Source organism: Fibrella aestuarina BUZ 2 (assembly GCF_000331105.1).
GTDB lineage: Bacteria > Bacteroidota > Bacteroidia > Cytophagales > Spirosomataceae > Fibrella > Fibrella aestuarina.
Genome location: NC_020054.1, coordinates 1,521,388 through 1,534,577, shown reverse-complemented (window position 1 = coordinate 1,534,577; position 13,190 = coordinate 1,521,388). Strand labels below are relative to the sequence as shown.

The 13,190-nt window shown below is 55.0% G+C and carries 12 protein-coding genes; 7 read left to right on the top strand and 5 right to left on the bottom strand.

Going from position 1 to position 13,190, the window contains the following annotated elements; all coding sequences use genetic code 11:
- Positions 1 to 74: 74 nt before the first annotated feature.
- Positions 75 to 470 (top strand): response regulator, encoded by a 396-nt coding sequence (locus tag FAES_RS06195; RefSeq protein ID WP_041257596.1) that lies wholly within the window; start codon positions 75 to 77, stop codon positions 468 to 470.
- Between the two features lie 208 nt (positions 471 to 678).
- Here FAES_RS06195 and FAES_RS06190 read toward each other — a convergent pair whose 3' ends face one another.
- From FAES_RS06190 to FAES_RS06180, 3 genes are all read right to left on the bottom strand, one after another.
- A complete protein-coding gene (locus tag FAES_RS06190; protein ID WP_015330345.1) occupies positions 679 to 2,283 on the bottom strand; it encodes an Rne/Rng family ribonuclease in 1,605 nt (534 codons plus the stop codon).
- 354 nt (positions 2,284 to 2,637) lie between these two features.
- A complete protein-coding gene (locus tag FAES_RS06185; RefSeq protein WP_015330344.1) occupies positions 2,638 to 3,504 on the bottom strand; it encodes a tetratricopeptide repeat protein in 867 nt (288 codons plus the stop codon).
- A 70-nt stretch (positions 3,505 to 3,574) separates the two neighbouring features.
- On the bottom strand, positions 3,575 to 3,877 hold the full coding sequence (locus tag FAES_RS06180; protein ID WP_015330343.1) for an HU family DNA-binding protein: 303 nt from the start codon (positions 3,875 to 3,877) through the stop codon (positions 3,575 to 3,577).
- A gap of 138 nt (positions 3,878 to 4,015) precedes the next feature.
- On the opposite strand from FAES_RS06180, the gene mutY reads away from it, so the two are divergent.
- From mutY to FAES_RS06160, 4 genes are all read left to right on the top strand, one after another.
- Complete coding sequence (gene mutY / locus FAES_RS06175) at positions 4,016 to 5,131, top strand: A/G-specific adenine glycosylase (RefSeq protein ID WP_041257595.1); 1,116 nt, start codon at positions 4,016 to 4,018, stop codon at positions 5,129 to 5,131.
- 83 nt (positions 5,132 to 5,214) lie between these two features.
- Positions 5,215 to 5,748: a single-stranded DNA-binding protein gene (locus tag FAES_RS06170; RefSeq protein ID WP_015330341.1), complete on the top strand. Its 534-nt coding sequence runs from the start codon at positions 5,215 to 5,217 to the stop codon at positions 5,746 to 5,748.
- A 65-nt stretch (positions 5,749 to 5,813) separates the two neighbouring features.
- On the top strand, positions 5,814 to 7,151 hold the full coding sequence (gldE, locus tag FAES_RS06165; RefSeq protein ID WP_015330340.1) for a gliding motility-associated protein GldE: 1,338 nt from the start codon (positions 5,814 to 5,816) through the stop codon (positions 7,149 to 7,151).
- Positions 7,152 to 7,201: 50 nt separating this feature from the next.
- A complete protein-coding gene (locus FAES_RS06160) occupies positions 7,202 to 8,476 on the top strand; it encodes a glycosyltransferase family 4 protein (RefSeq protein ID WP_015330339.1) in 1,275 nt (424 codons plus the stop codon).
- 2 nt (positions 8,477 to 8,478) lie between these two features.
- On the opposite strand, the gene FAES_RS06155 is transcribed toward FAES_RS06160, so the two are convergent.
- Together FAES_RS06155 and FAES_RS06150 are read right to left on the bottom strand one after the other, a co-directional pair.
- Positions 8,479 to 9,795, bottom strand: a complete 1,317-nt coding sequence (locus tag FAES_RS06155) for a DUF2851 family protein (RefSeq protein WP_015330338.1) — start codon at positions 9,793 to 9,795, stop codon at positions 8,479 to 8,481.
- Positions 9,796 to 9,897: 102 nt separating this feature from the next.
- Positions 9,898 to 11,712: a glycosyltransferase gene (locus FAES_RS06150; protein WP_015330337.1), complete on the bottom strand. Its 1,815-nt coding sequence runs from the start codon at positions 11,710 to 11,712 to the stop codon at positions 9,898 to 9,900.
- Positions 11,713 to 11,923: 211 nt separating this feature from the next.
- Between FAES_RS06150 and purU the strand changes: the two genes are divergently transcribed.
- On the top strand, positions 11,924 to 12,784 hold the full coding sequence (gene purU / locus FAES_RS06145; protein ID WP_015330336.1) for a formyltetrahydrofolate deformylase: 861 nt from the start codon (positions 11,924 to 11,926) through the stop codon (positions 12,782 to 12,784).
- A gap of 41 nt (positions 12,785 to 12,825) precedes the next feature.
- Entirely contained in the window at positions 12,826 to 13,182 is a 357-nt protein-coding gene (locus FAES_RS06140) for a YraN family protein (protein WP_015330335.1), read from the top strand.
- Positions 13,183 to 13,190 lie beyond the last annotated feature (8 nt).

The window sequence follows — 13,190 nt, the reverse complement described above, 5'->3', positions numbered from 1 at the left end:
CAAAGGTATCCGAAAGACACGTACTTACAGAGCCGCCTGACTTGGTATTAGATTGATTTATTGCCCGTTACGCTATGACTTCACCCATCCATATTCTTTTAATCGACGATGACGAGGATGACATAGCCTTATTCGAGATAGCACTTCGGGACCACTCTTTTCCGATCCGTCTAAGCACACTCACAGACGGCGATGAAGTAATCGACTATTTAGCTGAAACGCCTACCCAGCCCGACCTGATCTTTCTGGATTTGAATATGCCCCGCATGCACGGTCGAGACGTGCTGCTTGCGCTGAAACATACGCTTACCGCACCATCACGCCGAATATTTGTCCTCTCTACGTCGTCCTCTCCCGAAGACGCTGCCTTTTGCCTTGCCAACGGCGCGGAGCAGTTTCTGACAAAACCAGCCTCACATACGCTACTTCGTGAAATGCTAGCCCAGATTCTGGATAAAGTCTCAAACTAACACGTTGTTTATCCTATTTTTAGTACGGCATAAATTTATTAATTATTTCAAGATTTCGTAAATATCTATACCCGCAGGTACGTGTCTATTTTGGTTATTATCTTGTCGTAGATCAGTTCGTTTCGAGCCGCCGTCACCGCATCGAGCTAGCAAAAAAAGCCGCCAGGAGCTAATGCTCCGGGCGGCTTTTTCACATGCATTGGTCTGTCTAGGCTTCAACCACCACCACTTTCTCCGACGGGTTATTGGGCGTCGGGTTGGTGGCTAGTTCAATTTCCTCGCCATGTTTGTTGAGGAACCGGAAATCAGTGATACCCAGCGAACTGTCTTTGGTCAGCTTCACCCACGTTTTGTACTTCAAAAACCACTTGTGTTGTGGCGACGGGAAGCCCTTTGTGAAGTAAGCATACAGGAAGGGGTGCAGCACGATCTGAATGCCGCGTTCGTTCTGCTTGGTCAGGATATAATCGACGTTGCCTTCGATAATGTCCGTGATCAGCACGCTCGCCTGAATGGTGCCCGTACCGCCACAAGTAGGGCATACCTCCCGCGTTACGATGTTCAACTCAGGACGTACCCGCTGCCGCGTGATCTGCATCAGGCCAAACTTGGTGAGGGGCAGGATCGTGAACTTCGACCGGTCGCCCTTCATCTCGTCGCGCATGATGTCGAAGATCAGCTTCTTGTTGTCGGCCTTCTTCATGTCGATAAAATCGACAACGATGATGCCGCCCATATCCCGCAGCCGCAGTTGCCGGGCTATCTCGCGGGCCGCTTCGCGGTTGACGCTGATGGCCGTAGCTTCCTGATCTTCCTCTGAGTTCGACTTATTCCCGCTGTTTACGTCGATGACGTGCAGGGCTTCGGTATGCTCGATGATGAGATACCCACCACCCGGCAAGCTCACCGACCGCCCAAACAGCGACTTGATTTGCTTTTCTAATCCCAGCGACTCAAACAACTTGGCCTTGCCGCTGTACAGTTTTACAATCTTCTCTTTCTCCGGGGCAATCGTATGGATGAACTCCCGTATTTGGTCAAAGCCTTCTTTGGTATCGACCGTAATGCTGTCAAACGACTCGTTAAGCATATCGCGCAGAATAGACGAGGCGCGGTTCATTTCGCTCAGGACACGGTCGCGGGGTTTAGCATCGCGTAGGTTTTGCAGGGCGCGGTCCCATTTGTCAATGGAATTTTGCAGATCGCGGTCGAGTTCTTCGACCTCTTTACCCTGCGCCACCGTCCGAACGATGACCCCAAAGTTTTTGGGTTTAATAGCCGACATCAATTTGATCAGCCGATTGCGTTCGGTCCGATCCGTGATTTTCTTCGACAGATTAACCCCGTTGGAGAAAGGTACGAGCACGAGATAGCGGCCCGCAATGGAAATGTCACAGGAAAGGCGCGGTCCTTTGGTTGAGATGGGTTCTTTCACCACCTGCACCAGAATAGACTGCCCTTTGGTCAGCACTTTGTCGATTTTACCGATTTTCTCGATGGCCGGCTCCATCTCGAAATCAGACAACCGACCCGTGTTGACACGCTTGGCGATTACCTCTTTAGTTAACTTGTTTAGGGAGTTGATGTGCTGGCCGAGGTCCTGATAATGCAGGAATCCGTCTTTTTCGTGCCCAACATCGACGAATGCCGCGTTGAGGCCCGACGACAACTTCTTAACGGTACCTAAATACAAATCGCCAACCGTAAAGCTGCTTTCCGACTCATCGAGGTGGTACTCCAGCAGGCGTTTATCCTGCAGGAGTGCAATCCGATCCCCTTTCTGAGTGGAACTGATTACAATTTCGTTGCTCACAAGCGATTAGCACGGTTAAAATGGCGTGTAGGATATAAACAAAGAAGCCACGCACGCGGAAAACGGCGAGGCTTCTTTCAAAATAACGGTGAGTGATGAGTGCTGATCGGTAAGTGTGCGGGCTGCTGCGGTTACGCTAGCGTAAGCAAACTCACCGTCCACCGTTCATCACTCATCACTATTTCTTCTTGTGCCGATTCTTTCTGAGCCGTTTTTTCCGCTTGTGAGTGGCGATCTTGTGCCGCTTCCGTTTTTTACCGCAAGGCATAGTGCGTAAGGTTTTATGTGTGTTACAAATGTCGGCCCGCCACCTGGCAGGCCCTATTTTTTGCAGAGATGCGAAATCGTGCGTCTCTACTTTACTCGCTCTTCCAACTCCCGAATCGCCGCCTGGATCTGCGGATCTGTTTCGTTCGCTTTCAAGTCTGTCAGCAATTTGCTGGCCTCCGCTTTCTGATTCGTCTCAACCAGACAAACCGCCAGATAGAACTTTGCCTTGCGGTTAGCCGGGTCGTTGGTCAGGATCTGCTGGAAACGACCAATGGCTTTGTTGTACTGTCCCGACCGCATCGATAGCATCCCGAGGTTAAACAGGGCTAACTCGTTGGTAGGGTCTTGCTCCAACACCTCCCGCAAAAGCATAATTCCCTGCATCGGTGTTTGCGTACTCACGTACGTCATAGCCATATTGGCTTTGGCGGCCAGCAGATTTGGGTTTTGCGCGAGGGCTTTCTGATAGAAAACCCGGGCCTGCTCGCCCAAATAGGCTGCTTTCTGTTCTGCTACGGCAAACCCATATGCTTCGAAGTACTGATCGCCAGCGCGTAGGTTAGCCTGTACGGTCGGATCGATCTTGGCGATTTCACCGGTGTAATGGGCGGCACTATCGAACCGGTTTGCCGAGCGGAAAAAGGTGATCAACTTTTCAGCAGCTGACTTGCGGGCATCAGGCGCAGCCACGGCGTAGGCCTTCTGCAACCCTTCTACCTGCTTCTGCTGATCGGGCGTAAGGGGCTGATTGTGCTGAACGTCTGCTTCCGACTTGGCGCCGGTATTGGCCACAACATTCAACGAATCAGCTACCGGCGTGTTGGTCGAACGCCCACCGGGTGCATTACCCAACTGCTTCGTCTGGTTCTGCACCACCACTCTGGGCAGGCTGTACAGTCCCGCACTCAAGGCAGCTGTGGCAACAACAACAAGTATGGTCGATACTTTCATACAGAACCGGGACGTAGCAAACAGCCTTGCGTATGACCCGAAGGCGAGACGCAAGGCTGATTACTGAGGCTTACTCAGCCGAAACTTTGGCTTTGTCGCTGGTTTTAACTTGCTCAACGAAGACCTTAGCCGGCTTAAAGCTGGGGATGAAATGCTCATCGATCACCATAGCCGTGTTCTTCGAGATATTACGAGCCACTTTCTTGGCGCGTTTCTTATTAATGAAGCTACCGAACCCTCTTACATAGATGTTTTCTCCTTCGGCCAATGAATCTTTAACGACCGAAAAGAACTTCTCTAAGGTAACGGTCACATCTGCTTTATCGATTCCGGTCTTATCCGAGATCTCAGCGATTACGTCTGCTTTCGTCACGACTTACTAAACTTTAGCGATTACTTGGTTGTTGATTTTAAGGTACTGAAAAAGGAGTACAAAGGTAGGTCTTTTCGGTTGATAATGAAACCCCTTGCTCCTTTATTACCAGTCAACGGCGAAAATCTTACGATTATTTTGAACTGGCAATCAGCGGGTAACGCGGCTGAGGAAGCGCCCGAAGTTACCCACTTTGGCCCTACCCTCGAACGGTGGTATGAACGCCACCGGCGCGACTTACCCTGGCGACATACAACCGATCCTTACCGCATTTGGCTGTCGGAGGTGATTCTTCAGCAAACACGTGTGGCACAGGGACTTCCCTATTACCTTCGGTTTATCGAGGCTTATCCCACACTGGTTGATCTGGCCCGGGCCGACGAACGCGAATTACTGCGCCTCTGGCAGGGGCTGGGCTACTACTCACGGGCTCGCAATCTTCACCAAACAGCCAAGCTTATTGCCGACACCAAGCAGGGGCAATTTCCGGATACGTACCACGAATTATTGACGCTCAAGGGAATCGGTACGTACACCGCCGCCGCCGTTGCCTCCTTCGCATTTGGCGAACGGGTGCCGGTGGTAGATGGCAACGTGTACCGTGTGCTGGCGCGCGTGTTTGGAATCGAAGAAGACATCACGACCACGCAGGCCAAGAAAACGTTTGCCGCGCTCGCCACCCGCCTGATGGCCCACGCCGTCGACCCGGCCACGTATAACCAGGCTATTATGGAGTTTGGGGCTATCCAGTGTACGCCCGTAGCGCCTGACTGCCTGCTCTGCCCCGTTCAGCAGCAGTGCCGGGCCTACCTGACCGGGCGGCAGCACAAACTACCCGTCAAGAAAAAGAAAGCGCCCGTGCGCGAGCGGTTCTTCACCTACTTCGTCTTTCGGCGGGGCGAGGGCGAGGCAGCCCAGTTTGCCCTGCGGGAACGTACCCAGCGCGACATCTGGCAGAATCTGTATGAATTTTATGGCACCGAAACCGACGAACCCGCCCCCAACTGGCGCTCGGTCGACGTACCTGGCGAGGCGAACAATTTGGTCGAAGCGGGCGTTTTGGTTGGCCCGGCCATCGCCGAGCAGCAGCTTTTGTCGCACCAGCGGGTGAAGGCTTTTTTCTACGAAATTGCGCTGCCTGAGGCTGACAAAACGGCGCTGCCTGAGGGCCTCCGCTGGTTTACCAGAGCCGATGTAGAGCAGTTGCCGAAGCCCGTTCTGATCACCGCTTATTTTGAGAAACAGTTTGGATAAGTCGGTAGATTTCAGTAACTTTAATTCTTCTGCGCCGGACGCCTAAACCGCCGTAAAGACCGATTTTTAAACACAGTTAACACATGGCAAGCTTAAACAAAGTAACGTTGATTGGGAATCTGGGGGCCGACCCCGAAGTTCGTTATTTGGATGGTGGTGGCGTGGTGGCGCAGTTCAATGTGGCCACGACGGAGAAGTTTACCAACCGGAATGGCGAGCGTGTCGAGCAAACCGAATGGTTCCGCGTTGAGCTTTGGAATGAACAGGCCAAGGTAGCCGAGCAATACCTGCGCAAAGGCAACCCCGTATACATCGAAGGACGCCTCCGCACCGAAACCTGGGTCGATAAAGAAGGGAAAGAGCGCTTCTCGCTGCGCGTACGGGCTACGACCATGCAATTGCTGGGTAGCCGCAACGACGATGGTGGTGGCCAGTACGAATCAGCGCCCGCGCCGCGTCAGCAGCAGCAGGCCGCCCCCCAACCGGCTCCGGCGCCAGCCCCGCGTCAGCAGGCGGCTCCGCAACCGGCACCCGCCCCTGCCCCCGCTCGTCAGCCTAAACCAGCCCCGGCACCAGCCGCTTTCGATAACAGCGGCGACGACGATTTACCGTTCTAAACTTAGTTTAACGGATGTAGCAGCCAGTAGCTACGGGCTGCTACATCCGTTAAACCCGTTTCCCTATGGATCCAGGAGACCCTTCTTCCACACAGGTGCTTCCCGTCGGTAGCGATTGGAGCACCTATCTTCGTTTTTACGGCCCCTACTTCGCCGTTGTGTTGCTTTTGCTGCTGGGTGCCGCGATGGCCTCTGCCGCAGAAGCGTCTTTTTTTGCGCTTACCCCACAGGATCGGGCGCGCTACCGGGAAAGCAACGAGCCTACCCAACGCCGCATCGCCACCCTGCTCGACCGGCCCAAGCGGCTGCTGGCCTCGCTGGTCATTCTCAATAACCTCCTCAATATTGCCATTGTCCTCATCGTCACGTACATGACCTGGGTGGCCACGGCGCTGTCGCATACCTCGGGCTGGGTCCTGGCGGCTGTGACCGTTACGACCACCATCGGCATTGTGGTATTTGGCGAAATGGTGCCCAAAATCTACGCCGCCCAGTATGCGCCAGCTACGGCCGGACGTACCTACTGGCTCGCGCGTATAGCCTTATTCGTGTTTGCGCCGGTAGCCAAACTGCTGGTCAGCCTTAGTAATCAGATCGACAAGCGCATTCAGCGCAAAGGCTATAAACTATCGGCCGAAGAGCTCAGCGATGCGGTTGAACTGACCGGCTCCGATGCCAGCGAAGAGGAACGGGAGTTGCTGAAAGGCATTGTTAACTTCAGCAACCTCACGGCCCGGCAGGTCATGCGCGCCCGCATGGATATCACGGCCTTTCCCGACGATCTGCCCTTTCCACAATTACTGGCTCAACTCAACGACGCCGGCTATTCGCGGGTACCGATTTACCACGAAACCATCGATCAGATCGAAGGCATTCTGTACCTCAAAGACCTGTTGCCGCACCTTCAGGCCGACGCGTCGTTCGACTGGAAGCCGCTGTTGCGGCCCGCCTTCTACATTCCTGAGACAAAAATGGTCGACGACCTGATGCAGGATTTTCAACGAAAACGCGTGCACATGGCCGTCGTGATCGATGAATATGGCGGCACGCGCGGCCTGGTAACGCTGGAAGACATTATCGAAGAAATTTTCGGCGATATCAACGACGAGTTCGACGACGAAACGCCTACGGGTTACCGCCGGGTGGATGAGCAGACGGTGATTTTTGAAGGACGTACCCCGCTGACCGACGTATGTCGCGTGCTCGACGTGGACCCAACCGCTTTCGATGCTGTTCGGGGCGATAGTGAGTCGCTGGGTGGCTTGCTGCTCGAATTGTTCAGCCGTTTGCCCCAAGCGGGGGATGAGATTACCTTCGACGATTTCACGTTCCATGTCTTGCTGGCCGACGACAAACGCATTCGGGAAGTGCGTGTTACCCAGCAAAACTTAACGGAGAAGTAGCATCACGGCGTAGCTTTGCGTCGGATTCGGAACCAAGAGCTTTACAGCGCATGAATATTGCCATTTGGCATAACCTACCCAGTGGCGGAGCCAGCCGTGCACTACACCAACACATTAAAGGGCTAGCCGAGCGCGGTCACCAGTTGACGGTGTATACGACCTCGATGGCCGACAGCGATTACCTCGATGTGAATCAATACGCGGGTGCGCCCAAGGTGGTTCCACTCGATATGACCATCCGCATCCGGCACCAGTACCGCGATCGCCTACGGTCTATTGCGTATCTGCCCGACACGCAGGTTGAACGCATGCTGGACGCCTGCCGACAGTCAGCCGCGCAGATTGAAGCGGGAGGGCATGATGTCCTGTTTGCCAACTCCTGCCAGACGTTCATGATGCCTTACATCGGGCGCTTTGTGAAGCTACCGAAAGTACTTTATCTGGGTGAGCCGAATCGGTCGCTGTTCGAGGCGTTCCCCACCCAACGCTGGTCGGCACTACCGCCAGCTAGTGGTCGCTGGCAGGATGCCACGTACCGGCAGGCGTTTTGGCGCGACCTGTTTGAGCAACGGCAGGCGCGAGTGCGGGTACGCGAAGAGTTGCTGAATTACGAGTCGTTCGATAAGGTGCTGGTCAATTCCTATTTCACCAACGAAAGCGTCGTGCGGGCCTATGGTGCCGATCATCAGGGCGGTACACAACGTTGCGAGGTCTGTTATCTGGGCATTGATACGCACCTATTCCCCTTCCAGGACCTGCCCCGCCAGCCTTTCGTGCTAGGCCTCGGCGCCTTTTTCCCTCATAAACGCCCCGACACAGCCATCCGCGCGCTGGCTCAACTCCCGGCCGAACGCCGCCCGCCCCTGATCTGGGTTGGTAACATGGGCAACAGCCTGTATGTGAACGAAGTGATTCAACTCAGCCAGCAATTGGGGGTCGATTTCCAGCCGCGCGAACGCGTGACGCAGGATGAACTGACCCACTTGCTCAATACGGCGACTTGTCTGCTGTACACCTCGGAACTGGAGCCCTTCGGTTTTGCGCCGCTGGAAGCTAACGCCTGTGGCTTGCCGGTTGTAGCCGTAGCCGAAGGGGGTATCCGCGAAACGGTAATCGATGGCCAGAACGGCCTGCTCTTCCCGCGTGATCCCGCCCAGCTGGCAGCGGGTGTTCATCGGCTGCTGCATGATTCGGCTCTGCACCAACGGCTGTCGGAGCAGGGGCGTGCGATGGTCGCCGACAAATGGGACACCACTTCGGCTATCGACCGGCTTGAAAACGCCCTCTTGCGCGTTGGCGTTGGTCAGTCGATGGTGCACGCCTAGCCTTACGAAGCTCGTACCAAGGCAATGCCGATTTGGCAGTTGAGGCAGCGTTTGGGCAGACAAAACCCGTTGTACAGTTCTAACGCCGCCTGCGAATCGAACGCCGACCGAATGTGCAGACCAAGCTCATCCCACAGGCGCGTGATGCGGTTGTCTTCGGGGGGCAGCTGTTCAAGCAGGGATACGGCTCGGTCGAGCAAATCGGGCTGCTCTCTGTGCTGTGCATATGCAGCCAGCAAGGGGGCCGCCGTATTGATGAGTAGGCCCTGCGCGGTCGACGTCCCCAAGGCGGCGGAGTTTTTTTTGCCCACCTTCCCAAACTGAAAATGCGTTTGCCAATAGGCCGATGGACGTACCTGAAGCGCTTTCAGTAACGCCGGTACATCGCCCGCCGTATCGACCAGCACCGAGAAGAGGCTGGCATGCTGCTGCACCAATGCCGCCAGTTGAGCCAGCCGCATCGTAGGGAAACCGGCCGGGCGTAGTTTTCCCCATTTCCAGATATGAGCAGGCAGTTGTCGATCGGCCAGGTTGTATTTGGCAGCCAGAAACTGATATTCGCGCCGTAGCACGACCGTAAAGTCATCGTTTTCGTCATCTGGGGTTGGGATCAGCCCCGACGTACCCAGCAACAGGGCTTCGACTTGTAACAGGCTGTTGCGGTGTTTTTGCAAGACACGTAGCGGCACCGCCCGCGTGAGCTGTTCCATCGGCTCCACGTTGACCTTACTGCCCAGGTACGTTGCCAGCAGCCGATAAGCCGTTTCTTCCCAATCGTGGCCTGTGGCCTCGTACAACTCGCGGACAGCCGTTGCTTTGTGTTCAAGGCGTTGGAGCAAGGATTTGTCCAGCATGGCGGTCTGGCGCAGCGGTTTCACCATCCGAAACTGCCCGGCACAGGGAATCGGATCACGGTTGTCGATCAGTCGTTGGTAGTTGGTCAGCAATAGATTAGGTGGCGAACCGTCCAGCACCAGTGGGGCCAGTTCGAGCGTGGGCAATGCGGTGCCATCAGGGCGCGGAACGGGGCTGTCCGCTGGGCGATCGTGTTGCCAGACAATGTGCAGAATCACATTATCATAGGCCCGGTCGTTTTGATGCCGGTGGGCCAGCCAATCCGAGGTTTTTACGTGTGCTTCCACGGTGCCGACCCATTCGACGCCGCCAACCCGTAAGCGGGCATTCAGGAAATCCGGGCCGGCGTTGCCGTTGCGGTACCCCGGGTGGATCACCTCAACCCGGTCGCCATCGGTGGTGATCAGGGGTTGAGCGGCTAAGTACTGAAACTGCCAAAGAAAGTACAGCATCTCTTCGGACATAACGATAAACAGAATGGCAGGATGAATAGGTTACCTGAATGTGCACAACATTCTAAATAAATCCTACTTATCCTGCCAATCCGGTCAATCTGCCCGACGATTTTACGGTTTCCGCCGCTTTAGAGCCAGATCGTGCGCCGTATCGTAGTACGAACGGAGGTTGGTCCAGTCAAAAACGTCGGAAATGCTCTCAACCCGGTTTCGTTGCTGAATCCGGTCGCGCATGCTCATTCTGACAAATCGGTACAGAATGTCGGCGAGCTGGTTGGCAGCTTCGTCGAAATTCTGCGTCTTGCGATTCACCACGTAGATGCCCCGGTTTTCGTAGTCGCGCATGATCTGCATGATGAAATCGCCAAAGCCCGATTGGTCGCTCGTGACGGTCGGAATGCCGCGTACCACACATTCAAGCGGCGTATAGCCCCAGGGTTCGTAATAGCTGGGAAAAATGCCGAGGTGGCACCCCCGCACAAACTGACTGTAATCGAGCCCAAAGAGCGGATTGGTCGACGCGATGAAATCGGGGTGATAGACGATTTTCACCCGGTCATACTCATTGTTGACGAGGTTGGCCTGCCGGATGAAGCGGGTCATGTCGTCTTCCTGCAACAGGTCGTGCGTGACAAAGCGGGGTAACTGCTTGGTCTTCCAGCTTTGCACCGTCCGCCGCAGGCGCAGCCGCCAGTATTCATCCACAAATTTGTTGAGATCGGGCAGGCTGGTTTCGCTGCCCGACGCCGACGCCAGGAAAAGGCGCTCGCCCACCTGTTTCTCAATCGCCTGACTGGTCTCGCGGATTTCGTCGAGCAGGGCGCGGGTGTGCAGCACCTCGGGGTTAATCGAGCGGTAGGGCTGCTTCGTCACCATGAACATCACCACCGTGATATCCATGTTGGCTTCGCGCATTCGCCAGTTGAGCCGGGCCAGCGCTTCGAGCGTCAGGTCATACCCTTTGTTGCTGAACTCAAACCGCCCCGACGTGAAGAAGTACAGCGTCTTGTCGAGGTCGAACGAGTAGTTCTGGAAAAAGTGGCCCATCACAAATTCGTGAATGCGCTCTTTGTACCGAACGTGCAGGTTCTGGAACTCATGGGCAGCGGCAAAGCGCGTCACGTTCAAGCCGTTGGGCAGAATCAGATCAGGATTCCGTCCCAGGAAAACTTCACATTCGCGGGCTGTAACATCGCTGACGGTGGTAAACACGTGGCTCTGCAAAGCCGCCAGCCGTTCGATGGTAGCCTGCGCTTCAATCCCGTAATGGCGGGCTTCTTTCTGCCAGTCGAACGAATCCAGCCGGCCGTAAAAATTGGTTTCGTTCTGTGCCAGGTAGCGGCCCAGCATGGTTGCGTGCGTGGTAAATACGGTGGCGACTTTCACGTTTTCGCGGCGCAGCTCGGGTAGGCCCGATGCCGCCATCCACTCGTGAAAATGGGCCGCCATGTCCACGCGGCGAGCGTGGTCGTCGGCCAGGAGTTTGATAAATACCCGCACCATTTCGCCGAAGGCCAGCGTCTGATTAACGAGGTCTTCTACGCCCAGCGTAGGCAGCTTATGGCGTTCCCAAAGGCCAGCTTTGAGCGCGTCGAGCTGGCTGGTCATGCTTTGCAGGTTGAACAACACCACCCGCGGGCGGCCCGTTACGAGCCAGTAGCCATACTCGACTTCGTAGCCAAGCTGGCGCATTTTGCGGACAGTCTGCCCAATTTCCGTTTCGTCGGGTTCAGTAATGGGTTCATACTCGGCAGCGGCTTTTTGCGGAAAGTAAGGCCCCAGCAACACGTAGTTGTCGTCCCACTTCTCAACCATAGCGGGTACTTTCGAGCGAATAACGGTGTAAATGCCGCCAACCTGATTACAAACCTCCCAGGCTACTTCGAGCAGGAGTTTTCGCTTCGATGTCGAGAAGAGTGCTTCCACGATGGATATAATGAATTAGTCAAGGGTCAAGTGCCATCGGTCGGTTGGTGTGGAGCAAGCTGTCGTGTTGGCAAAGCCGCTCAGGAAGCTAACCAGTAACGAATGGCAGATATGACCGCTAAGTAAGTAGATTCGTTCGTATCAAAATGGTCTTTAGCATAAGATTTACTGCAATCCGCCTATCTTGCCCGCCATCTTATTGCCGCCAGTGATGACTAAACATATTCTGCTAATGGACGGGCCCGACATGCCTGGCCTGATTTACCACGTAACGGGCGTGTTGTTTCGCCATAACCTCAACATCATCCGAAACGACGAATACGTAAGCCCCGACGGGCAGTTTTTCATGCGAACGGAGTTTGAAGTGGGTTCAGCACCAGCGGGTGCCGAAGCGGACGACCTGAACCCACAGCAAATACTGAATGAGCTGCGCGAAACGCTGCCGGAGGGCGTCAAGCTGCGGCTCAACCCGAAAGCCAAGAAGAACATCGTCGTTTTCGTAACGAAAGAGCACCATTGCCTGGGCGAGCTGCTCATCCGCTACAGCTTCGACGAATTGGATGCCGATATTCTGGCGGTTGTCAGCAACTACAATACCCTGCAACCGCTCGTCAGTCGGTTTGGTATTCCGTTTCATTACGTCTCGCACGAGAACCGCAGCCGCGAGGAGCACGAAGCCGCTATTCTGCGCACGTTAGCCATCTATCAGCCCGATTACCTCGTGCTGGCCAAATACATGCGCGTGCTTACGCCCGATTTTGTGGGCTATTACAACAACCGGATCGTCAATATTCACCATTCGTTCCTGCCCGCCTTTATCGGGGCTAGCCCCTACCGGCAGGCCTATGAACGAGGCGTCAAGATCATTGGCGCAACGGCGCACTTCGTGAACAACAACCTCGACGAAGGCCCGATTATCGCCCAGAACGTGCAGGAAGTAGACCATCGCCACACCGCCACCGACATGGCCACGATGGGCCGCGACGTGGAGAAAATCGTGCTCTCGCAGGCCTTAAAACTGGTCTTCAACGACCGTGTCTTCATCCACCAGAACCGAACGATTATCCTTTAACAATCTTCAGTTTGGAGTTTACGGTGAACTTCCCTTTCCTAATGGCGCAGCACAACGATACGGGCAAGCAAGGCGAAGCGGCCGCCCTGCAGTATTTGCAGGATAAAGGCTATCAGCTGCTGGAAACGAATTACCGCCATCAGCACGCCGAAATCGACCTGATTGTGCAGCGGGGTAAGCTGCTGATTTTCGTGGAGGTGAAAACACGCTCTAACCTGAGCTTTGGCGAACCCGAAACCTTTGTCTCCTATGCCAAAGCCCAACTCGTGATGCGCGCCGCCGAGCACTACATCTACGCCCGCGACTGGCAACATGACATTCGTTTCGACGTAGTGGCCGTAACCATCACGCCCCGCGGCGAGGTCAAGATCAAGCATATCGAAGACGCCTTTTGTTGATTGACACC